Source organism: Bradyrhizobium sp. (assembly GCF_019242285.1).
Classification (GTDB): Bacteria; Pseudomonadota; Alphaproteobacteria; order Rhizobiales; family Xanthobacteraceae; genus Bradyrhizobium.
On sequence record NZ_JAFAVV010000168.1, the window covers coordinates 1 to 20,820 of the forward strand.

General features: G+C 62.3%; 19 protein-coding genes and 1 pseudogene. 2 read left to right on the forward strand and 18 right to left on the reverse strand.

Features of this window, described 5'->3' with window-relative positions; translation table 11 throughout:
- Nucleotides 1-577: 577 nt before the first annotated feature.
- The 4 genes from JOY90_RS06245 to JOY90_RS06260 form a co-directional block, all read right to left on the reverse strand.
- On the reverse strand, nucleotides 578-1,597 hold the full coding sequence (locus JOY90_RS06245) for a hypothetical protein (protein WP_291690278.1): 1,020 nt from the start codon (nucleotides 1,595-1,597) through the stop codon (nucleotides 578-580).
- A gap of 313 nt (nucleotides 1,598-1,910) precedes the next feature.
- Nucleotides 1,911-2,207: a DUF736 domain-containing protein gene (locus JOY90_RS06250; RefSeq protein WP_291690279.1), complete on the reverse strand. Its 297-nt coding sequence runs from the start codon at nucleotides 2,205-2,207 to the stop codon at nucleotides 1,911-1,913.
- Nucleotides 2,208-2,721: 514 nt separating this feature from the next.
- Complete coding sequence (locus JOY90_RS06255; protein WP_291690280.1) at nucleotides 2,722-3,504, reverse strand: MetQ/NlpA family ABC transporter substrate-binding protein; 783 nt, start codon at nucleotides 3,502-3,504, stop codon at nucleotides 2,722-2,724.
- Between the two features lie 42 nt (nucleotides 3,505-3,546).
- Nucleotides 3,547-3,759, reverse strand: a complete 213-nt coding sequence (locus tag JOY90_RS06260) for a hypothetical protein (protein WP_291690281.1) — start codon at nucleotides 3,757-3,759, stop codon at nucleotides 3,547-3,549.
- Nucleotides 3,760-4,275: 516 nt separating this feature from the next.
- Here JOY90_RS06260 and JOY90_RS06265 point away from each other — a divergent pair.
- Nucleotides 4,276-5,721, forward strand: a complete 1,446-nt coding sequence (locus JOY90_RS06265) for an FAD/NAD(P)-binding protein (RefSeq protein WP_291690282.1) — start codon at nucleotides 4,276-4,278, stop codon at nucleotides 5,719-5,721.
- 626 nt (nucleotides 5,722-6,347) lie between these two features.
- On the opposite strand, the pseudogene JOY90_RS40075 reads toward JOY90_RS06265, so the two are convergent.
- From JOY90_RS40075 to JOY90_RS06300, 8 genes and pseudogenes are all read right to left on the reverse strand, one after another.
- A pseudogene (locus tag JOY90_RS40075) lies at nucleotides 6,348-6,437 on the reverse strand (flavin reductase); the annotation flags it as partial.
- A gap of 72 nt (nucleotides 6,438-6,509) precedes the next feature.
- A complete protein-coding gene (locus tag JOY90_RS06270; protein ID WP_291690283.1) occupies nucleotides 6,510-7,352 on the reverse strand; it encodes an ATP-binding cassette domain-containing protein in 843 nt (280 codons plus the stop codon).
- A gap of 9 nt (nucleotides 7,353-7,361) precedes the next feature.
- On the reverse strand, nucleotides 7,362-8,168 hold the full coding sequence (gene ssuC, locus JOY90_RS06275) for an aliphatic sulfonate ABC transporter permease SsuC (RefSeq protein ID WP_291690284.1): 807 nt from the start codon (nucleotides 8,166-8,168) through the stop codon (nucleotides 7,362-7,364).
- Nucleotides 8,165-9,334, reverse strand: a complete 1,170-nt coding sequence (gene ssuD / locus JOY90_RS06280; protein ID WP_291690295.1) for an FMNH2-dependent alkanesulfonate monooxygenase — start codon at nucleotides 9,332-9,334, stop codon at nucleotides 8,165-8,167. The genes ssuC and ssuD overlap by 4 nt, the downstream gene beginning before the upstream one ends.
- Complete coding sequence (locus tag JOY90_RS06285) at nucleotides 9,334-10,284, reverse strand: sulfonate ABC transporter substrate-binding protein (protein WP_291690285.1); 951 nt, start codon at nucleotides 10,282-10,284, stop codon at nucleotides 9,334-9,336. The genes ssuD and JOY90_RS06285 overlap by 1 nt, the downstream gene beginning before the upstream one ends.
- 29 nt (nucleotides 10,285-10,313) lie before the next feature.
- A complete protein-coding gene (locus tag JOY90_RS06290) occupies nucleotides 10,314-11,273 on the reverse strand; it encodes an aliphatic sulfonate ABC transporter substrate-binding protein (protein WP_291690286.1) in 960 nt (319 codons plus the stop codon).
- 282 nt (nucleotides 11,274-11,555) lie between these two features.
- Entirely contained in the window at nucleotides 11,556-11,708 is a 153-nt protein-coding gene (locus JOY90_RS06295) for a hypothetical protein (RefSeq protein WP_291690287.1), read from the reverse strand.
- A 16-nt stretch (nucleotides 11,709-11,724) separates the two neighbouring features.
- Nucleotides 11,725-13,197, reverse strand: coding sequence for a putative sulfate exporter family transporter (locus JOY90_RS06300; protein ID WP_291690288.1), 1,473 nt, complete (start codon nucleotides 13,195-13,197; stop codon nucleotides 11,725-11,727).
- A 434-nt stretch (nucleotides 13,198-13,631) separates the two neighbouring features.
- Here JOY90_RS06300 and JOY90_RS06305 point away from each other — a divergent pair, with 434 nt between their 5' ends.
- Nucleotides 13,632-14,540, forward strand: coding sequence for an aliphatic sulfonate ABC transporter substrate-binding protein (locus JOY90_RS06305; protein WP_291690296.1), 909 nt, complete (start codon nucleotides 13,632-13,634; stop codon nucleotides 14,538-14,540).
- An 18-nt stretch (nucleotides 14,541-14,558) separates the two neighbouring features.
- Here JOY90_RS06305 and JOY90_RS06310 read toward each other — a convergent pair whose 3' ends face one another.
- The 6 genes from JOY90_RS06310 to JOY90_RS06335 all read right to left on the reverse strand — a co-directional run bounded on the left by JOY90_RS06310 (nucleotide 14,559) and on the right by JOY90_RS06335 (nucleotide 20,597).
- The gene (locus JOY90_RS06310) at nucleotides 14,559-15,383 is read right to left on the reverse strand and encodes a MetQ/NlpA family ABC transporter substrate-binding protein (RefSeq protein ID WP_291690289.1); all 825 of its coding nucleotides are present in this window, start codon (nucleotides 15,381-15,383) and stop codon (nucleotides 14,559-14,561) included.
- A gap of 32 nt (nucleotides 15,384-15,415) precedes the next feature.
- Entirely contained in the window at nucleotides 15,416-16,828 is a 1,413-nt protein-coding gene (locus JOY90_RS06315) for an LLM class flavin-dependent oxidoreductase (RefSeq protein WP_291690290.1), read from the reverse strand.
- Nucleotides 16,829-16,835: 7 nt separating this feature from the next.
- The gene (locus JOY90_RS06320; RefSeq protein ID WP_291690291.1) at nucleotides 16,836-17,501 is read right to left on the reverse strand and encodes a methionine ABC transporter permease; all 666 of its coding nucleotides are present in this window, start codon (nucleotides 17,499-17,501) and stop codon (nucleotides 16,836-16,838) included.
- Nucleotides 17,491-18,531 carry a methionine ABC transporter ATP-binding protein gene (locus JOY90_RS06325; protein WP_291690292.1) on the reverse strand — a complete coding sequence of 347 codons (1,041 nt, stop codon included), beginning with the start codon at nucleotides 18,529-18,531 and terminating at the stop codon, nucleotides 17,491-17,493. Before JOY90_RS06325 ends, JOY90_RS06320 begins: the two co-directional genes overlap by 11 nt.
- Before the next feature lie 129 nt (nucleotides 18,532-18,660).
- The gene (locus JOY90_RS06330) at nucleotides 18,661-18,981 is read right to left on the reverse strand and encodes a ferredoxin family protein (protein ID WP_291690293.1); all 321 of its coding nucleotides are present in this window, start codon (nucleotides 18,979-18,981) and stop codon (nucleotides 18,661-18,663) included.
- Nucleotides 18,978-20,597, reverse strand: coding sequence for an FAD-binding protein (locus tag JOY90_RS06335; RefSeq protein ID WP_291690294.1), 1,620 nt, complete (start codon nucleotides 20,595-20,597; stop codon nucleotides 18,978-18,980). The genes JOY90_RS06330 and JOY90_RS06335 overlap by 4 nt, the downstream gene beginning before the upstream one ends.
- Between the last annotated feature and the right edge of the window lie 223 nt (nucleotides 20,598-20,820).

Genomic DNA, 20,820 nt, shown 5'->3' on the forward strand with positions numbered 1-20,820 from the left:
TTTGCGAGCGAAGCGAGCGTTTGCGATAGCGATCGTTACCCGAAGGGCCGAGACACCCGTAGGGTGGCTCGGTGAGGAGCGAAGCGACGAGCACAGCGCGGGCCGAAGGCATCGCCCGTATGCCATCAGCACGTTCATATCGCACTCCTCGGCCCCCCGTAACCTTACGACTGCTGCACATCTCTCGGATATTTATTTGTCGAGTTCTCCGGTTCTCCTGATGGACTGGATAGTCTCCAATGGCATCGCTTCGGTCCTGGGCAAAGGCCAACAACTCGTTCTTGTCGGCGCATGCCGCCTGCTATCGAAGCGCATTGGAAGCGGAGCACTACTGCCGGAAACATGATCTCCCGACAGCAAGTTTGATGCAGTGGGCACGCCATCTGCTGAGCGCAGGAGACCTGCGCACACGTCAGAATATCTGAGGAATTTGCCGCGGAAAACGTCGAAGCGGCAGCACCAGAAGCGGCCGTCGAAACACAGGAGGCATAGCCGCTATCGTTACGGCGAGCGCACGATAACGCTCCGATTGCTCTTTCGGAGGTGATGAACTTTCAGTGGCATCACGCGACAATGGTCAGCGCAGCCGCGCACGCTCGGTGCGTGCGCCGGCCGCAAGCAGGAGCGCCACCGCCATCGGATCGAGCACGGCAACAAGCGCCAAGGTCAGCAACCGGACCGCTCGCTCGAGGTCAGTAGCTGGCATGCCAGTCAATTCGGCAAGATACCGGACGGGCCCAACGTCGGCTTCCGCGCGACGACGTTCGGCGTCGACCTTGGCTTTCTCGACCCGGAGGTTTGCTAGCGCCTGTGCCTCATGTTGACGCGCGGCGACGATGTCGGCACGATCGCGGCGCTTCTGGTCCGCAAGCGTCATCGCTCCAATGGGACGGCCGAGCCGCGTCGATTCCTCGACCGCTGCATCGATCTGGGCAATGCGTCGATCGAGATCGGCGACGCTCTGAACCTGGATCGCAAGGCCCGCCTCAGTGTCGGCGGTCCTGTCCGCAAGCGCCAGATCCAGGGCCACCATGTGGTCGAGGTGAGCACGCGTGAGGAATCCGAACACACCGATTGCGTTCAGGCTCATCAAGACACCAATCATGGTGACGAGAATCAGGCACAGAAGAGGCGGTGCCGAGCGCCAGTTCTCTGTCAACCATGCCGCGGCGACCAGCTTTCCAGCTTCGAGCGCCGCACCCATAATGATCACGGGCCAGAATGCGCCGGCAAAGATGGCGGTAAGACCATCAATAGAGAAGGCCGCCGATACGCACGCGAGCACCAGCGCAACGATGAACGCGGCGCGCTTGACAGGTGTCATCGAACGTCGCGTGACAGTTGCTTCGGGCACGACGCCTGCAGCTTCTGTAACAGCCGGTGTGACAGACGCTGTTACGACGATCTCTTCAGCGTTACGCAGAATATGACCAGCTTTCTGCCACGCCCTCAGCCGCCGACTGGTGCGCATTCGATTCCAACCCCATTGACGCCCGAGCTCCGCCGCACTGGCCGTCACCCGCCCATCCGGCTGCGAGCGCAGCCAAGCCAGCGCCTCGGTTTCGTCGAACGGACGGCTTGTATTGTTTTCAGTCATTAATGAAACGTCGCTCCTCGGAGTATCGGCCGACGCTAATTCTTGATTTGGCGGCACCATGGGGATTCCGAGCAGCCAGAGAGCTTACCCTCGGCGCGTTCGGGACAGACGCGAGCCATCGTCATCTTCCGGCCAAGGTCGCATAGGCTAAGCGGCGGCAGAACGGCCGAATTGCACGCCACAGCCCGCTACTGCCTCGCGTGGCTCTGCCACTGCGGCCATTTTGTAATCTTGATTGACGCTGCACGACCGCAGCGGTCCCAAGTACGCGAGCGCGGCGGCTCGCGCGAGGCGAGCCGCCGCAAGCCGAGGGTCAGCGCGACCAGACCAGCGCGTAGCCGTCATCGATGGCGACGAGGTTGGCATAGATCGGCGCCGGGAAGGAGGGGTCGTCGAGCTTCACAGAGTGATACACGGTGTTGTCCTTCGAAGTCCGCTGCCATGCGGCGCCGATTTCGACGTTTCCGGCCATGATACGCAGGCTCGGAGCCTTCTCGTTGCCCGAAGGGTCGGCTGGAAGGAAGCGCGCCTTGATATTGAGCGAGAGCGTCTTGATGGTGCCGGTGTACGAGCCATCTTCGGCGCGGGTGAAGGTGCCAATTTGAGCCATCGTGATCTCCTGTTGCTGTTTTCCAAGTCCGCGACTACCGCGGCCTTGATGGCGATCTTTGAGCGCTGCAACGGCCGGCCAGCAGCCTTGGCCCGCAGCGTCAGCGGAGGATGGCGGGCTGAGCGATCTTGTTGCCTCGCGAGGAATGCCACCGTTTGGCGGCAGGGGAAGAAGATCGCGAACGAGCCATTGCGGGTAGAGGCCGGCGAGCGCAGCGAGCGTATTGTGGCGCGTGATCCGCCAGCAAAAGGGCCGCTATGGCGTCGACGGGAGCAGCCTAACAGGAGGACATTAGGTCAAATGCCCTTCATCACCGCCGGAACCGTACACCACCACAGCAGCAGTGCGATTGCGTCACAGCGTCTTGTTCGAACGACCCCGATCCAGCGTGGGGAGCCCTGATAGGTCTCGCAAACAGCATCGACATGCGGCCGTAGGCAAGAGGCGGACCATTGTGCCCGGTGTGAGAGCAGTCGGTTACTCAGCCACATCGAGCGCCATTTCAAATCTCGCATCACCAGCTCGGCAGTACGGCTCCCTTGAATTTCGTCAGGACGAACTCCTTGACCTCCGGCGTGTGATAGCTGTCGACAAGCGTTGCGACCCATGGCTTGTCTTTATCGACCGAGCGGACAGCGATCAGATTGACGTAGGGTCCCTTCGGCTCCTCGCGAAGTATCGGATCCTTGACGGGGTCCAGTCCAGCTTCCGTCGCGTAATTGGTGTTGATCGCCGCGACATCCACATCGTCGAGCGCGCGCGGCGATTGGGCGGCATCGATCTCCACGAATTTCAGTTTCTTGGGATTACCGGTGATATCGGTGATCTTCGGCTTGAAACCCACGCCATCCTTCAGCTTGATCACGCCCTTGTCGCGAAACAGAAGCAACACCCGCCCACCATTGGTGGGATCATTCGGAATCGAAACGGTGGCTCCATCTGGAATCTCCGACCAGCTCTTGTGCTTCTTCGAATAGACGCCGATCGGGAAGTTGACGGTCAGGCCCACGGATTCGATCTTGTAGCCGCGGTCTGCTTTCTGGTTGTCGAGATAGGGCTTATTCTGAAAGGAATTTGCCTGGATGTCGCCAGCATCGAGCGCCGCGTTGGGCACGACGTAGTCCGAGAACTCGACCAGCTGGATGTCTAGTCCTTTCTTTGCCGCTATTGGCTTTACCGCCTCAAGAATCTGGGCATGCGGTCCCGGCGTGACTCCGACCTTTATGGTTTCCGCGGGTGCACCTGACGTCCAGAACGCAAGCATGATTGGCAGGGTTAGAACGAAACGAAACGACATTCTCGAACTCCGTGGGACTTGGCAAACGTTTGGGGCATCCGATCAGAAGGCCACCAGCAATGGTGCGCGCGCAAGGCGGCGACGCTCCTGGAGCACTGCTCGCGCTGCGCGCTCGGCGTCGCGGGCTGAGCGAAACTCCCGGCCCTCAAGACTGTCGAAGATACGATCTGATGAAAAGAAGCGAAAGCTATGCTCGTCTCTCGTGACGATACCTGCGGTATGACTTCCGATTTCGATGATGTAGGCATTGGACATGATGGCTCATTCGCCGGCTTTGCCGGCGCTCCTGTCTGACGATGTGACCTGGATTAGACTTACGAGTGGATCAGCGACAGGCGCCGGTCGCCGCAGAGAAGCAACGCCGCGCCATGCGCTTGCGCACATCGCAAGTCGCTGGTGCTTCAGTCATTCTCATGCGGGTAACCTTCGGCAGAACGATCTGCGCAACGAATATCTGACGATCTCGCGAAATCGTCAATGAAATGGCCATTTATATTTGTCCTGGCGGCGCACCGATGCTTCTCCCGGCACGACGAAAAATGAAACGACGTAACTTACAAAAGACGTCCGCAGTGCGCCGCTCCGCAAGGTGCGCACGAAGGACAGTAATAATCTGCGATCGGGATGCCGGTTCCTGAAACTGCCGAACTGCCGCAACCCGCGTTTGCAAAATATTCGTCTTTTCAAATTGCCAACGCAATTTGCGCGTTAGGATCAGCAACGAGGCGAGCGTCGTTGCGTTGATTTCATTGCAAATCGGGGTGCAGTCTCATGAGCCATTTCGCGACAAGGCATGCGATCATCGTCGGCGGCGGCGCGAGCGGTGTGTTGCTCGCCTACCAGCTTCTGCAAAACCACGAATTTGGGTTTCGCGTTACGTTGATTGAGCGACGGGCCGAGATCGGCCGCGGTCCTGCCTATCACACCAGCAATCCGGAACATGTCCTGAATGTCCGCGCCGCCAACATGAGTGCGCTGCCGGACGATCCCGATCATTTCTGGCGCTGGCTTTCAAACCGTGCGGCGGGACCGCAGTGCCCGGATCCCTATTGCTTCGTGCCGCGGCGGGCTTATGGCGACTATCTCGCGAGCCTCACCACGCCCTTCACATCATCCGAAAGCGCACCACCACGCCTGACGATCGTGCACGGTCAATGCGTGGACCTCGTCGAAGACGCCGCGGGCGTTACGGTGACCCTTGCCGACGGTTCACGCCACGTCGGCGATGTCGCCGTCCTCGCTACCGGAAATGAGAGCCCGGTCGCCAAGTTTCCCTGTGACGCCGATCCCTGGGCACCGCCGGCCACAGCCGTCGACAAGGATACGACGGTGCTGATCCTCGGCACGGGGCTCACGATGATCGACTACGTTTTGTCTTTGCTTCGGGACGGCCACGGTGGCCAGATCGTCGCGATGTCGCGACGCGGTCTTTTGGCGAAAGCCCATCGCCGCACCGATCCGTTGCGAATCGACGAAAGCGACGTTCCCTTCGGGGCAAGCGCCAGCCGGCTACTGCGATGGCTGCGCGGACGCATCGACGCACACATGGCAGCGGGCGGCGACTGGCGTAGCGTTATTGATGCCGTGAGGCCCTATACGCAGCGGCTCTGGCACGAGCTCCCGCTCGCGTCCAGGCGCCGCTTCCTCGAGCACGCGCGGGCCTGGTGGGACGTTCATCGCCATCGTACAGCGCCTGAAGTGGAGATGCGCCTTACCCAAGCACTCGCTGCGGGTCGTCTCTCCCTCCTGGCTGCGAAGGTCACTGGAATCGAGCCGAATGCCTCCGGCGCCCTGGTTCGCTACCGCCGCCGCGGCCAACGGGACAGCGCAAGCCTGCAGGTGGGCTTGATCGTCGATTGCACCGGCATCGTGAAGGACCCGCGGGGCACCGGGAACCCCGTGATCCAACGCCTTTTCGAGCAGGGCCTTGTCCGAACCGACGCCCTGCATATCGGCATCGACATCGCGGACGATTGCGCCGTGATCAACAGGAACGGCATCGCATCACGGCGCCTGTTCGCGGTGGGGCCGCTGACCCGCGCCGCCTTCTGGGAGATTGTGGCAATTCCCGACATCCGCAACCAGTGCGCCGAATTGGCCGCGCGTCTTGCGGCCATCTGCGATCCGGTTATTCCGCCATCGGATTCACCCGCGTTGGACGGAAAAGCGCCGTTGCCGCTTGCGACAGCAGCCATTTGCACCGATGCAAGGGAATAGCGTTTAGGCGAAGTCCCCCGGTCCGCCGCCTGTGAGCAGGAATCCAATCGGCATACAGGCCAGTACGGGCCAGAAGAAATAGAACCCAATCGGAGCGACCGCGGGCGCGCGCTCATCTGGCTCGAGCGCGCTTTCCAACGCCGTCCGCTTTCGTGCCCTGTACGCGCCGAGATCGAAAATTGTCGCCGATGTAGCTACCACTTTGTTCCAGCCAAATTCCTGCCCTGAGAGGCTTGATCGTAGCGACGACGCCGGAACGGACAAGGCGTCACGAAACAAAACAACGTCCGCTTCGTCCGAAGTTGCGCGACGGAAAAACCTTGTCCCGTCGACCACATCCAGAGCATGATGACCTTGTGTCGATGGCGGGCAGCAGAGCGTCCCTCAAGTCAGGCCCTGCGCCGAAATTCCATCTCCAATCTGAGCGAAATACAAAATTGACGCTGAAGGCTGCGGCGAAATAACCTTCTGCTCGGCAGGCTGGGCCTGTGAGAACTGTTTCGATTCCAGCCAGGTTGAACATGAGTCGCGCATCCTCCCAGCCTGCCACTCCCCATGCAGTTTCGATACCAGTTGCAAAGGTCTGGCTGTCGATCGCCGACGCGGTCGCTGCGTGTCTGCGGGAATAGCGATGTCACGCGCGTTACCGTCATTCCCATGATGTCGCCGCCGCGGCCCGCCGCGATGATGCTGATGCCTCCAGTGAGGTGTCGCATCGCGCTCGAAGATCATCAGACCTAACCGCGCGATTGGGGCGGCCGGAGCGGACGCTGCTGTGCATGACGGCCTCATTTGTCTGATCTGAGGTCCCCACCTCTTAACAGCTCGCGGAGGATCGAGCCCTCGAGCGCCGCCAGATCGGCCGATCCACGTTGGCGCGGACGGCGCAGATCGACGCGGACATCCTGAGCGACGCACCCATCCTCGATGAGCAGCACGCGATCGGCCAGTGCGACGGCTTCCCCCACGTCGTGGGTCACTAGGATTGCGGTAAATCCCTGGTCGCGCCACACCCGCTCCAGGAGCTGCTGCATCGAAATCCGTGTCAGCGCGTCGAGAGCGCCCAGCGGTTCGTCGAACGCCAGCACGCGAGGATGGCTCACCAGCGCGCGGGCGAGCGCCACGCGTTGCTTTTGTCCGCCCGACAGCTCCGCGGGCCATTGGTCGCGCTTGTTGTCGAGCCCGACTTCCACCAGCGACTGCGCTGCGCGCGCCTTCGCGTCGGTCGAGACGCGATCGCGTCCGAGCCCCACCTCGACATTGCCCAACACCCGTGCCCACGGCAGAAGGCGCGGTTCTTGAAACATCACGCGGATGTCCTCGCGCCGTGTCTCCTCGCCGAAGGAGATCGTTCCTGCATCCGGCCTTTCGAGGCCGGCGACGAGCCGGAGCAGCGTGCTCTTGCCACAGCCGCTGCGGCCGACGATGGCGACGAACTGGCCGGATGGAACATGCAAATCGACTCCGCGCAGCACGTCATTGTCGCCAAAGGATTTGCGCAGGCCGCGGATCGTCAACGCGAGCCCGCGGCCGGCGGCTTTCACTTGGCGCCGCGTCACGTCCGCCTGTTCGAGATAGTCCCGCCTCACCGGTTCGGCAGCGGATGAATCAAATCGCAACGCTTCCTGCATGGATGTCCTTCAGGCTTTACGGAATGCGGGGTGCCAGGCGAGCGTCAGCCGTTCGAGGGCACGCGAGGCGCTGTCAGCGAGCTTGCCAAGAAGTGCGTAGATCAGGATCGAGAGCACCACGACGTCGGTCTGCATGAACTCGCGTGCCTGCATCGCCATGTAGCCGAGGCCAGAACTCGCGGCGATCGTTTCGGCCACGATCAGCGTCAGCCACATGATACCAAGCGCGAAGCGCAGCCCGACGAAGATCGACGGCAGCGCGCCAGGGAAGATGACGCGGCGAAACAACTCGCCATCGCCCATGCCATAGATGCGTCCCATCTCGACGAGGTGTGGATCAACGGTGCGGATGCCGTGCAGCGTGTTGAGATAGATCGGAAAGAACACCCCTAACGCGACCAGGAACAGCTTTGCGGCCTCGTCGATGCCGAACCACAGGATGACGAGCGGGATCAGCGCCAGATGCGGCACGTTGCGCACCATCTGCAAGGTCGTGTCCGTGAGCTTACCCGACAGTTCGGAGAGGCCGTTGGCGAGACCGAAGGCAAAGCCGATGCCGCCACCGATCAAAAAGCCGACGCCGGCGCGCCAGAAGCTCACCCAAATGTTGCGCTCGAGCTCCCCGGAGAGCAGCAGTCTCCAGGCCGCCTTTGCCACCTCGGTCGGCGCCGGCAATACCCGTTCCGACACGAAGCCCGTGACACAGGCGATCTGCCAGATCAGCACAATCGCGACAGGTACGATCCAGGGGATCAGTCCATCTGTGCGCGGCGCACGCAACGCGCGGACGCGGGGAAGACTTTCGATCAGGCTCATGATTGCGAGGCCCTCTGCAGCGGACGTTCCACGTTGGCGATCGTCTCGCCGAATGGCCCGGTGTTGACGCGGAGCGGCGTCACATTGCCGGCGCGCCTGAGCAGCGGGAACACCAGCTCGGCGAAGCGATAGGCTTCCTCCAGATGCGGGTAGCCGGATAGGATGAAGGTGTCGATGCCGATGTCCTGATACTCGTTGATCCGGGCCGCAACGGTCTGGGGATCGCCGACCAGCGCGGTCCCCGCGCCGCCGCGTACAAGCCCAACACCGGCCCAGAGGTTTGGACTGATCTCGAGCTTGTCGCGGCGGCCGCCATGCAGCTGCCCCATGCGCTGCTGGCCGACCGAGTCCATGCGGGCGAAAATCTTCTGCGCCGACGCAATCGTGTCGTCGGTAACGTGTTTGATCAGATCGTCGGCGACAGCCCAGGCCTCTTCGTTCGTCTCGCGCACGATCACATGCAACCGGATGCCGAACGAAAGCTGCCGTCGGCGGCTTGCCGCAGCTAGCTTCACGCGTGCAAGCTTCTCGGCGACCTGCGCCGGCGGCTCGCCCCAGGTCAGGTATTTGTCCACCTGATCGACGGCGACGTCGATGCCGGCATCCGACGATCCGCCGAAATAGAGCGCTGGCCGCGGCGACTGCAACGGCTGGAACAAGAGGCGGCCGTCCTCGATACGGATGTGCTCACCTGCGAAATTGACGGTCTTGCCGGCCAACAGATCGGTGTAGACGGCCAAGAACTCACGCGTGACCGCGTAGCGTGCGTCGTGATCGAGAAAGATGCCGTCGCCCTTGTTCTCGACGGGATCGCCGCCGGTGACAACGTTGATCAGAAGCCGGCCGTTGCTGATCCGGTCGAGCGTCGCGGTCATGCGCGCGGCGACGCTCGGCGATTGCAGGCCCGGCCGGACGGCCACGAGGTAGCGCAGTCGCTCGGTGAATGGCGCGACGCTCGACGCCACGATCCAGGAATCCTCGCAGCTCCGTCCGGTCGGCAGCAGGACGCCGAAATAACCGAGTTGATCCGCCGCCTGCGCCACCTGGCGCAGGTAGTTGAAGTTGACCTGGCGGCCTCCGATCGAGGTGCCCAGATGGCGGCCGTCGCCATGGGTCGGCAGGAACCAGAGGACATTTGCCTCTGAGGGATTTTGGAGGCTCATGATCAGGATCCGGATTTGCGTTGCAGGTCTGAGACCGTGATCGGCTTGGGTAACAGCCCGAGCGCATGGAAGGTGTCGGCAATCCGCTGCTGACTTGCGATCACCTCATTGTTGATCGGCAAAATCCCGTAGGATTCCCGCTTGAGGGACACGGCAAGCACGGCAGCGGGCAAGCCCACCGACGGGCTGAGTTGCTCAGCCACCGCTTCGATGTTCTTCCTAGTCCAGTCGTCGGCCTCGTTGAGCGCATCGAGCACAACATCGACGGCCTTGGCGTTCTCGTTGAGAAATTTCCGCGAGGAGAAGTAGAACTGATGATTTGCGACAAGGCCGGTGCCGTCGGTCAGGATACGTGCGCCGGTCGAGGCTTCCGCCGCAGCTTCATAGGGGTCCCAGATCACCCAGGCATCGACCGAGCCGCGCGTGAAGGCGGCAAGGGCATCGGATGGCGCGAGGAACACCGGCTGGGTATCCATGTATTTCAGTCCGGCCTGCTCCAGCGCCCGCACCAGGAGATAATGGACGTTCGAGCCCTTGTTCAGCGCAACCTTCTTGCCGCGAAGATCAGCCACGGATTTCAGCGGGCTATCCTTGGGCACCAGGATCGCTTCGCCTTGCGGGGCAGGCGGATCGTAAGCGAGATAGACCAGCGGCGCGCCGGCGGCTTGCGCAAAGATCGGCGGCGTTTCGCCCGCGATGCCGAAATCAATGGCGCCGACATTGAGTGCTTCGAGCAGCGGCGGGCCTGAGGGAAATTCCGTCCAGGTTACGCTGTAGCCGAGCGGCTTGAGCTTGTCTTCGAGCGTACCCCTGCCCTTGAGCAGGACCAGCTTGCCGTATTTCTGATAGCCGATGCGCACGACCTTGTCCTGGCCATGGCTCGCGCCGACGGTTGCCGCCACCGCACTCAGCGACAGCACGGCAACCGCGATCCATCTCTTGAACAAACGCATGTTTCTCTCCGGGATTTGCTGAGGACGACCTACGAGCCGGGTGTCCATTTCCAGACGATGTCTGCCACTTTGACGGGCCTCGGAATCAGGCCGAGACGCGCGAAGCGATCGGCGACACCTTGCTGGGTCCTGATGGTGTCATCGTCGACTGGAACGACGCTATAGTTGGAGCGCGCGACGAAGCGCCTGGTCGCTTCGATATCGACACCCGTGGCTGCCGCCTGAGCCTGCGCGACCTCCTCATGATGGGCATTGGCCCAAACGCCCTCGGCGGCGAACACCGTGTTGAGGCGCGCCACCAACGAGGGATATTTCTCGATGAAATCTGCGGCCGCGATGACGAAGGCGTTCGGCTGGTGAATCTCCCTGGCAAAGACCAGCACGCGCGCATCACCCTTCAGCTCGGCCAGCGCGAGATAGGGATCCCAGATCGACCACGCGTCGACCGAGCCTTGGGCAAAAGCCGCCGTTGCGTCCGCCGGCGCGAGCGGCGTCGGCACGATATCGCGCCATTCGATCCCCGCCTTCTCCAACGCCGCGACCAAGAGATTATGCGCGCTCGATCCCTTGCCGAAGGCAATGCGCTTACCCCTCAGATCGGCAAGCGACTGGATGGGCGAGTCCTTGTGCACGATGATCGCCTGCGTGCCCCCTCCCTGCTTCACCGCCGCGGCATAGCGAATCCTGGCGTTGGCGGCCTGCGCAAAGATCGGCGGCGTATCGCCAACATAGCCGAAGTCGACGCTGCCGACATTGATAGCTTCGAGCAGTGGCGGTCCGAACTGGAAATCGAGCCACTGAATTTCGATGCCGAGCGGCTTGAACGCATCCTCGATCGTGTGCCGTTGCCTGACCGCCGGAAAGAAGAAGCCGCCCTTCTGCGTGCCGACGCGGATCACTTTCGGCAGGTCTTCGGCGCGCGCGGCCGGTGACAGTGCGACACTTGCCGCGCCTGCCAGCGACAATTTCAGGAGCTCCCGACGCTTCACTACGATCTCCGGGCAATGCGTTGGACGAAATGATGGTGCGACGCGATGAGGCTGTCGAGGGTTCGGCAAAAATAGCAATGCGCACGCTGTCGAAGTTGCTCGCGACGCAGCGTTTGTTGCGAGCACATCAGCCTCAGCGGCGAAAATCTTCTTGGCGAGGAGCCGTCGCAATTTCTTAATCATGAAATGAGCAACAGGAACTCCGGCTGACTTCTGAGACAAATGCGCACAAAAAGCCGGCATTATCGCCGGCTTTCTCAGATTACCCGTGTGATCGTTGCGCTACAGCTTGATCGGCACGAAATGGTTGACCGCGATCAGCACCACGAGCAGCACGATCCCGAGCCCAAGGCTCCAGCCGATCAGCTTCTTTTCGATCGGCAGCAACGGCTCGGGAGCGGCGTTGATCTCGTCCTTGATGTCCGTTTGCGACATGATGCGTCCTCCGAGATCAGGATGCGAGCGGCGGCTTGAAGCCGGAGAAGAACAGCCAAGAGATCAGGAGCCCGACCCAGATCACGAAGCCGAACAGACTGACGAAATAGACCGCGGCGAGCTTGCCGAAACCCTGCTGCCACAGCTTGCGGAAATCCGACAGCACGCCGATCGAGAAGAAGGTCAGGATGAAGAAGATCACCCGGAACACATTGGCTTCGCACGCCGCCGCAGGCAGCGCCTTGGCGATCTCGGGCGTGGTGCCGACCGCAAGCCACAGCGAGATCGCGAACACCAGGACGAAACCGAGAATGAACTTCGGGAAACGCTGCCAGATCTCGGACGCTTTGGCTTTGTCCGGCCCCTTGTCGATGTGGTTGGTCCAAATGTAGCCGAGGATGAAGGCCCAGATGCCGATGAAGATGTCGATGAAGATCTTCACCGTGGTCGTGGTCGCGATGATCCAGCCGGGCTGATATTTGATGCCTTCGGCCGCCGCTTTCGCCATCACCAGCGATTCCGTAACGCCGCCGCCTGCGACCGCCGCGCCGTCGGTCTTGATCGCAAGGCCGATCCAGGCGCCGGCAACCAGCGGCTCCTGCCATAGGAAGGTCTGGGCGAGGAAAGGCAGGATCAGCACTTCGACGACCGCGAACACCACAACCAGCGATGACACCAGCACCGGCACTGCAGGCCGTGCGCGGATCGCGCCTCCGGTGGCGATCGCCGCCGCGACGCCGCAGATCGAAATGCCTGAGGCGAGCGGCACCGACCATTCGCGGCTGAAACCGAACCATTTGCGCGCGACGAAATAAACCACGGCCCAATAGATCAGATAGGCTTCCACGATAGCCGCCGCACCGCGGAGCAGCAGCGACGATGCCAGGTTGAGCCGCCCGGCGGCCGTCACCGCGACGGTGGCGCCAAGAATGACGATCGCGATCTTGATGTAAAGCTCGGGCCGGATGGCTTCCTTCAGCCATGCGGCAAAGCGCGGGAAGAAATTCGCAATCACGAGTCCCGACAGCAGCGCGATGATGAAGCCGCCTTCGTTGGTCAGCTTGAGCGACCAGGAGATGCCGAATTTCTGCTGCTCGGCCGGCGTTACCGCGGCGATGTGAGCATAGCTGCCGACGATCCAGCTTGCATAGGCAATGGCGAACACAGCGGTGAAGGCGAGCGCGAATTTCCTGACATCAGCTCCCAGCGTGCTGACGCCGATCGAGAGCGCCAAGAGCAGTGCCGCGTAGGTGAGCAGCAGTGAAACGACGCCGCCGAGCGGCGCGTAGGCCTTGGCGACCGGCGCAAGTGCGTTGGCGATGTCGGCATAGACCGAGGTCGTCACCGCCCAGCCCAGTAAATCAGTGCCGCTGACCGAGAATAACGCCAGCGCAAACACCAGAATGCCGATCGCAACCGCCAGCCAGTCTTCGTTGAGCCGCGCCTTCAGCACGGCCGGCTCCGAAACCTTAACCGCAATATCCGACATGATCTTCCCCGACCCGATGCGCCCGAATATGGGCGAATTCGCCTCATGGAAATTTCGGTCGAAAAGCGGCCAACGGCAATCTCATGGAATTTCTTTGTTGGAGCTACAATTGCAACGGTCTTCTCTCGATGCATTCCGCCATAGAACGAATGAGCTTTCGCCGATCGCCGAGCGTCTGAAGAGGATTCGAGCCTGCGTGCGGTCCAGCGTGTGCGTCCTTCACCACGGCAAGGCAGGCGCATACCCGCAAAATGTCCTTCCCAAATAAGCGACTTGCAGAGAATTTTACGATCGAGCCGCGCCAGTTTCTGGAATTGCTAGCGTCTTTGATTGACTGCAAAGGATGGACCGCAGCCCACAAGAAGGAACACCGGATGCGACCTCTCACCCGTCTCCTGCGCGGCGTCGCCGCCGGCGCGATCGGCCTCCTCGGCATGTCGTTGTTCGCGGCCGCCGCCCAGTCGGAGGAAATCCGGATCGGCTACCAGAAATCCTCGACACTAACGGCCATCCTGAAAACCAATGGCGAGCTCGAGAAGGCGCTGGCGCCGCTTGGTGTCACCGTCACTTGGCGTGAGTTCACCAGCGGATTGCCGCTTCTGGAAGCGATCAATATCGGCAGCGTCGATTTCGGCGCCGATGTCGCCGACACCGTACCGATCTTCGCCCAGGCTGCGGGCGCAAAGCTCGCTTACATCGCCGAGGAAGCCGCCTCGCCTACCGCACAGGCGATCCTGGTGCCGAAGTCTTCACCCCTCAAGACCTTGGCTGACCTCAAAGGCAGGAAAGTCGCGGTCACCAAGGGCGCCGGTAGTCACTATCTTTTGCTTGTCGCACTTGCAAAGGCGGATCTCAACTTCAAGGACATCAGCCCGGCCTATCTGACGCCAGCCGACGGACGCACGGCCTTCATCGGCAACAGCGTCGATGCCTGGGTTGCTTGGGATCCGTTTCTCTCCAGCACACTGAAGCAATCGGAAGCCCGGGTCCTCGCCGACGGCAGCAACGGCCTTGCCAGCTACAAGCGCTACTACCTCGCTTCCGCCGCCTACGCGGACGCGCACGGCGCTGCCTTGAACGTCATCTTCAACAAGCTGGCCGAGACCGGCAAATGGGTGAAAGCGCACCCAGCGGAGGCCGCAGCCTCATTGACCGGCCTGTGGGGTATCGATGCGGCTACTGTCAAGGAGGCCAATAGCCACCGCTCCTACTTGGTGGGTCCGGTGACGGCATCCGGCCTGTCGGAGCAGCAGCGCATCGCGGACGCCTTCTTCGCCGAGCATTTGATTCCGGCCAAACTCGACACCACGGCCTTGAAGATCTGGGCTCCCAAGGGGCCCTGAGGCGCGGTCGTTCGTCGCTTACCACACCGGGACGATAAAGCGTCCGTACTTCTTGCTGATGTAGTCCTTGACCTCGGGCGACCGGTAGATCGAGACGAAGCGCAACAACCGCGGATCGTCCTTTCTGTCTGTCCGCGCCACGAACTGCAGTGCATAGCGCGGATCGCCAAAGCCGTCGGCGATCAGAAGGCTTTCGGGATCGCCGCCCGAGGCGATCAGGTAGTTGATGCTGACCTGCGCGAGTTCCACGTCGTCGAGCACGCGCGGAAGCTGCGGCGCTTCGATCTCGAGGAACTTCAGGTTCTTCGGGTTTTCGACGATATCGCGGACGTTGGCTTTCTCGCCCGCGCCCTCCCGGAGCTTGATCAGCCCCGCTTTCTCGAACAGCAGCAATCCGCGCGCTTCGTTGACGGGGTCGTTGGCGACCGCAGCTCGCGTACCCGGATGAACCTCGCTGAGCTTGGCGATCTTCTTCGAATACAGCCCGACGGGAAGCACGTAGGTTGCCGCGATCGGGGTGAAAGTATAGCCGCGCGTCGAGATCGCATTGTTGAGGAAAGGCGTGTGCTGGAACAGATTGGCATCGATGTCACCGTTCTGCAGTGCCTCGTTCGGCGTCACCCAATCGGAAAATTCGACGACTTTGACATCGAGGCCCTGTTCCTTGGCACGAGCCGCGGCGAACTGGATAATATCGGCAATCGGACCGCCCGATGTGCCGACTTTCAGCGGCTCGGCTGTTTCGCCTTGCGAAGCGAATCCGACCACGAACAACGCGCTCGCAGCGGCCATCGCAACCAAGCAACGCCGGTTAAGGACGCCGATTTTGTCATCGCTCTTCATGCAAAGCTCCTCTCTTCATTCGCCCTCGAACGTCACGCGACAGTTGCAGGCAGCGGCGTCCGTCCCCCGTCAACGCCGATTTCGGGGCGGTGGCGATAGGAGGCGCCTACGTGCGTCTTCGGCAAACGTGCCGATCCACCAAACAGCTTTTGCCTCAGCGTCCCCTCACGATAGGCGGTCTTGTAGGCTCCGCGTTCCTGCAGGGTTGGCACGACGAGATCGACGAAATCCTCCAGCCCCTCCGGCGTCACGACACGGCTGAGGTTGAAACCGTCGATCCCGGTGTCCTCTACCCAGCTCTGTAGCTCATCGGCGACTTCCTCTGCCGAGCCCACGAAAGGCCTGGTGCGACTGCCGATTCCCATCTCGCCCAGCAGTTTTCTCAAGGTCCATTGCTCGCTCGAGCGCGTGGTCAGCGCTTCCAGGATAGACTGCATCGAGTTTGTGTGCTCGTGCCTGAGCGGCGCATCGAGATCCTCCTTCGCATAGTCGATCCCGACAGAGCTGGCGAAATGCGCGAGCGCTCCTTCGACGCTGCCGTAGCTCTTGTATTCGGCGAATTTCTCTTCCGCCTCCTTGCGCGTGCGCCCCACGACGACCGCACGGCTTGCGAAAACGACGATATCCTCCGCCTTGCGACCGCTCTTCACCGCCTGTGCCCTGACGTCCTTCACGAGGGTACGCACGTTGTCCTTGGTTGAGGTGGCTAGGAAAATGCACTCCGCGTGCCGCGCCGCGAACGCCCGGCCGCGGCCCGAGACGCCAGCCTGGAACAGCACCGGCGTGCGCTGCGGCGAGGGTTCGCTGAGATGGATGGCGTTGATGCGGTGACGCCGGCCGACATGATTGATCACGTGGACCTTCGCCGGGTCTGCGTAGGTTCGATTGACCCGGTCGGCGAGAACGGCGTCATCCTCCCAGTTCCCCTCGAGGAGCTTATAGATCGCCTCCATGTATTCGTCGGCAAGGTCGTAGCGATCGTCATGCTCGATCTGCCGGTCGAGCCCCATGGCCCGCGCCGCGCTGTCGAGGTAGCCGGTGACGATGTTCCAACCAGCCCTTCCCTTTGTCAGATGGTCGAGCGTCGACAGCCGGCGCGCAAACAGATAGGGCGTCTCGTAGGTCGCGTTCGACGTGACCCCGAAGCCGATGTTCTTGGTCACCGCCGCCATGACAGGCACAACAAGCAAGGGATCATTGATCGGAATCTGCACCGCGCCTCGGATCGAGGCCGCCGGAGAACCGCCATAGACGTCGTAGACACCGATGATGTCGGCAAGGAAGATGGCGTCGAACAGGCCACGCTCGGCCGTTCGGGCCAGGTGCTGCCAATATTCGATGTCGGTGTATCGCGGCGACTGATCGCGCGGATGCGACCACATGCCATGCTGGATGTGGCCGACGCTATTCATATCGAAGGCGTTGAGGCGGATTTCCTTCGGCATGGCGGACTCACAGATGCCGCAGGCGCCGATTGACCCGGCGCGCGAGATAGTCGCCTGCCGTCTGCACCGTCTGCACCAGCGCGATCAGGACGACAACGACCGCCAGCATCATTTCCGGCATGAAGCGCTGATAACCGTAACGGATGCCGAGATCGCCGAGGCCGCCCCCGCCCACAGCACCCACCATCGCGGAATAGCCGAGCAGGCTGACGACAGCCAGCGTGAGCGCCAGCACCAACCCCGGCAGCGCCTCGGGAATCAGGACCTTGAACACGATCTGCAGCGGGCTCGCCCCGAACGAAGATGCGGTTTCGATCAGCCCACCGTCGACCTCGCGAATCGCTGCTTCCACCAGGCGGGCGATGAACGGGGTTGCCGCAATGGTCAAGGGAATAATGGCGGCGCCAGAGCCGATCGAGGTACCCGCGATCAAGCGGGTGAAAGGAATGATGGCGACGACCAGGATGATGAAGGGCGTCGAACGGGTGGCGTTGACGACGACGCCGAGGACGGTGTTCACGGAAGGTGCCGCGAACAGTTCCGCCTTGCGGCTGGTCGCCAGGAATATGCCGATCGGCAAGCCAAACAGCGTGGCCAGCGACGCCGCGACCGAGACCATGAACAGGCTCTCGCCGGTCGCCTCGATGATCAGGTTGATGAGATCACGCGACATAGCCGAGACGCTCCACAGAGAATTGATATTGGGAGAGCCAGGACAGCACCTGGCGCTCGGTGGTCTCACCGCCAGGGACGCCTAGCGTCAACGAGCCGACATGCTGACGGCCGATTTCATCGACGCGCGCTGCCAACAGCGCCACATCGAGGCTCAGCTCGCGGGCGATGCGCGACACGACGGTGTCGCCCGCATCCGTCCCGCGCACCTGCACCCGAAGCACGGATTGACCTCCGGGCACCGGCTGTTCCTTCAGCCGACTCGCCAGTGAGACCGCAATGCCGTCGCCGAGAACCTCGGCGAGAAAACTTTGCGTGATCGGGTGCTTCGGATGGGTGAAGATATCGGCCACATGTCCGCGTTCGACGATGTGGCCGGCATCGATCACCACCACTTCCCGGGCGAGCTGGCGGACCACCGACATCTCGTGAGTGATCAGCACGATCGTGACGCCAAGCTCGCGATTGATGCTGGCAAGCAGATCAAGGATCGAGCGTGTCGTCTGGGGATCGAGCGCCGAGGTCGCTTCGTCCGACAACAAGACATCCGGACGCGTCGCCAGCGCCCGCGCGATGCCGACGCGCTGCTTCTGGCCGCCGGACAGCTCGGACGGGTAGCGATCGAATTTGTCGGTGATACCGACGAGCTCGAGCAGCTCGGACACCCTGACCGCGACGTCGGTCTTCGACCAGCCGGCGATCTCGAGGGGTAGCGCGATGTTGTCGGCCGCCGTCCGCGACGACAGCAGGTTGAAGTGTTGGAAGATCATGCCGATCGAGCGCTGGGCGAGCCGTAGCTCCCGGCCCGAGAGCGCCGAGATATTGCGGCCGTCAACCACGACGCGGCCGGCCGTGGGCTTTTCCAACCCGTTGATCAGGCGCACCAGGCTCGACTTGCCGGCACCCGACCGGCCGATCACGCCGGTGATCGATCCGCGGGGAATGGCGAAGTCGATGTCCTGCAGCGCCTGGACGCTCGGCTTACCGCGATAGGCCGGATAGGCTTTTGCAACACCTTCGAAGCGCACCATGGCTTGCCCCTCGCCAGGCTCGGGCGCAATCTGTACCGGCGCGGGTATGGGTTCAGCGATTGCCACGGATTGACGTACGTTCATTCGGAGTGTCCAATTCAACAGCACGCAGCCAGAGGCCGCGCAGTTTCAATGCCCAAACAGACGGTAGCTGCGGTCGACGCTGCGCAGCTCCCGCGTTTCATCTGTCCAGCCGACCGCGCGGCGGTAACTTCCCAGCAGCGCGCCCTGCTTCAGCGCGGCGACGTCGATGCTCTGCGCCGCCTCTGCAAAGGGCGAGACGAACAACGCGTCCTCCGGACAATAGAGCTCGCAAAGGAAGCATGTCTGGCAATCGCCCTGCCGCGCGATGACCGGGACGCCGTCGGTCTTGTCGAAGACGTTGGTGGGACAGACGTTCACGCAGATGTCGCAGGACGTGCAGCGTTCGGCGTCGATGACCTCGATCATTCCGCCGCCTCCGCGTAAGAGGAGTCCGTATGGGCGCGCGACGCGGTCCAGACCTCGTCGAGACCGCCGGTCGTGATATAGCGCCGGAAGCGCTCGTCCTGGTTCGGGAAATCGTCGCGGCGATGCATGCCGCGGCTTTCCTTGCGCGCCAATCCACTGCGATACATCCAGCGCGCGGTCGCCAGCATCGCGGCAGCCTCGCGTGCGCGTAGCACGTCGGCTTCCGTCGCGGCGTCGGCGCCAGACGCTTCGGCCCAGAGCGCATCAAGCCGCTCAAGAGAATCACCGAGGCGACTGGCCTCGCGGAAATAATTCAGCTCGAAGGGAAAGACTTCGTCCTGAACGGCGCGCGCCAGATGTGCCGGCACAAACGGCCGCCCGGCACGTTCACGAAGTGCGACTGTGCCGGCGCGCGCCGCCTGCCCCCTCGACACCGAACCAGCCAGCCGCGCGTAATCCGCGGCTCCCTGCCCCGCCCAAGTGCCGGACGACATCGCCCACGCCGCATTGTGACTGCCACCGCCGGTAAAGCCGCCACACACCAGTTCGCGCGTTGCCGCATCGCCGGCAGCGTAGAGGCCCGGCACGGTCGTCGCGCAGGTCTCATCGACGATGCGCAGGCCACCGGTGCCCCGCACGGTGCCCTCAAGGCGCAGCGTCACCGGGAAGCGCTGATTGAACGGATCGATGCCGGTGCGATCGAACGGCAGGAAGAAGTTCGGCTGCGACACGCGCATGGACCGCTGTACGTCCGCGTCGGCCTTGTCGAGCCGCGCATAAACCGGCCCCTGCGTCAGCGCTCGAGCGATCGCCGAGCGACCGCCCTTGGATGCCGCTCCGCGAACGACGCTGCCGTCTTCATAAGTGAAGGTCGCCCAGCCATAGAACAGCGTCTTGGTCACCGAACCGAACGCGGCCGATATCGCATAGGGGTTGGAGAACTCCATGCTGGTGAATTCGGCGCCGGCCTCGGCGGCCATCAGGTAACCGTCGCCGGTCAGCACGTTGGAGCCCAATGTCTTGCTCAGGAACGCGCAGCCGCCGGTCGCGATCACGACCGCCTTGGCGCGCACGACCCAGTGATCGTCCTTTTGACGGCGCACGCCGGTTGCGCCGGCGACAGCACCGCCCTCGTCGACCAGCAGTTCGAGCGCAGGACTGTGATCCAGAATGATAACACCGGCAGCCTTGGTGCGCTTGCGCATCAGCCGCATGTATTCCGGCCCCTGCAGGGAGTTCCGTTGTGACTTGCCATCGTCGTCTACTGGATAGGGATAGCCCCACTCGGCGAGGCGATTGCTTTGCGCAAAGGTGCAGTCGAGCGTGCGCGCCATCCAGCGACGATCCTGCAGATAGCCGCCCATCTTCTCGCGGCCTGCCATTGCGGCTTCGCGAAGCGCGGGATCGGGATCGATGTACCAGACGCCGGTGCCGGCCGCGGCCGTCGCGCCCGACGTCCCGCAAAATCCCTTGTCGGCGAGCACGATGCGCGCGCCGTGTTCCGCCGCGCTGATCGCCGCCCATGTTCCCGCTGGCCCCCCGCCGAGAACGAGAACGTCCGCGTCGTATTCGACGGATCCCGCTATGGCCGACAGTCTTTCGGCGCGCACTGTCATCAATCGCTCCCGCAGTTCAATTCCGCGCGGCACCGCATCGACGCCGCATCGCACAACATTGCGTGAGGTCATGCTTCTGGCAATTTCAGATATTTGCACGGATGTGGGTGAAGCTTTCACCAGCGAACGCGCTGGAAGAAAATTCGTATGGCGGCGCATGCGTCATTTTCTTTGAACACGCTACGCAGGAGCACTCTGCGCGGCCGACTTACGATGAGAGCCG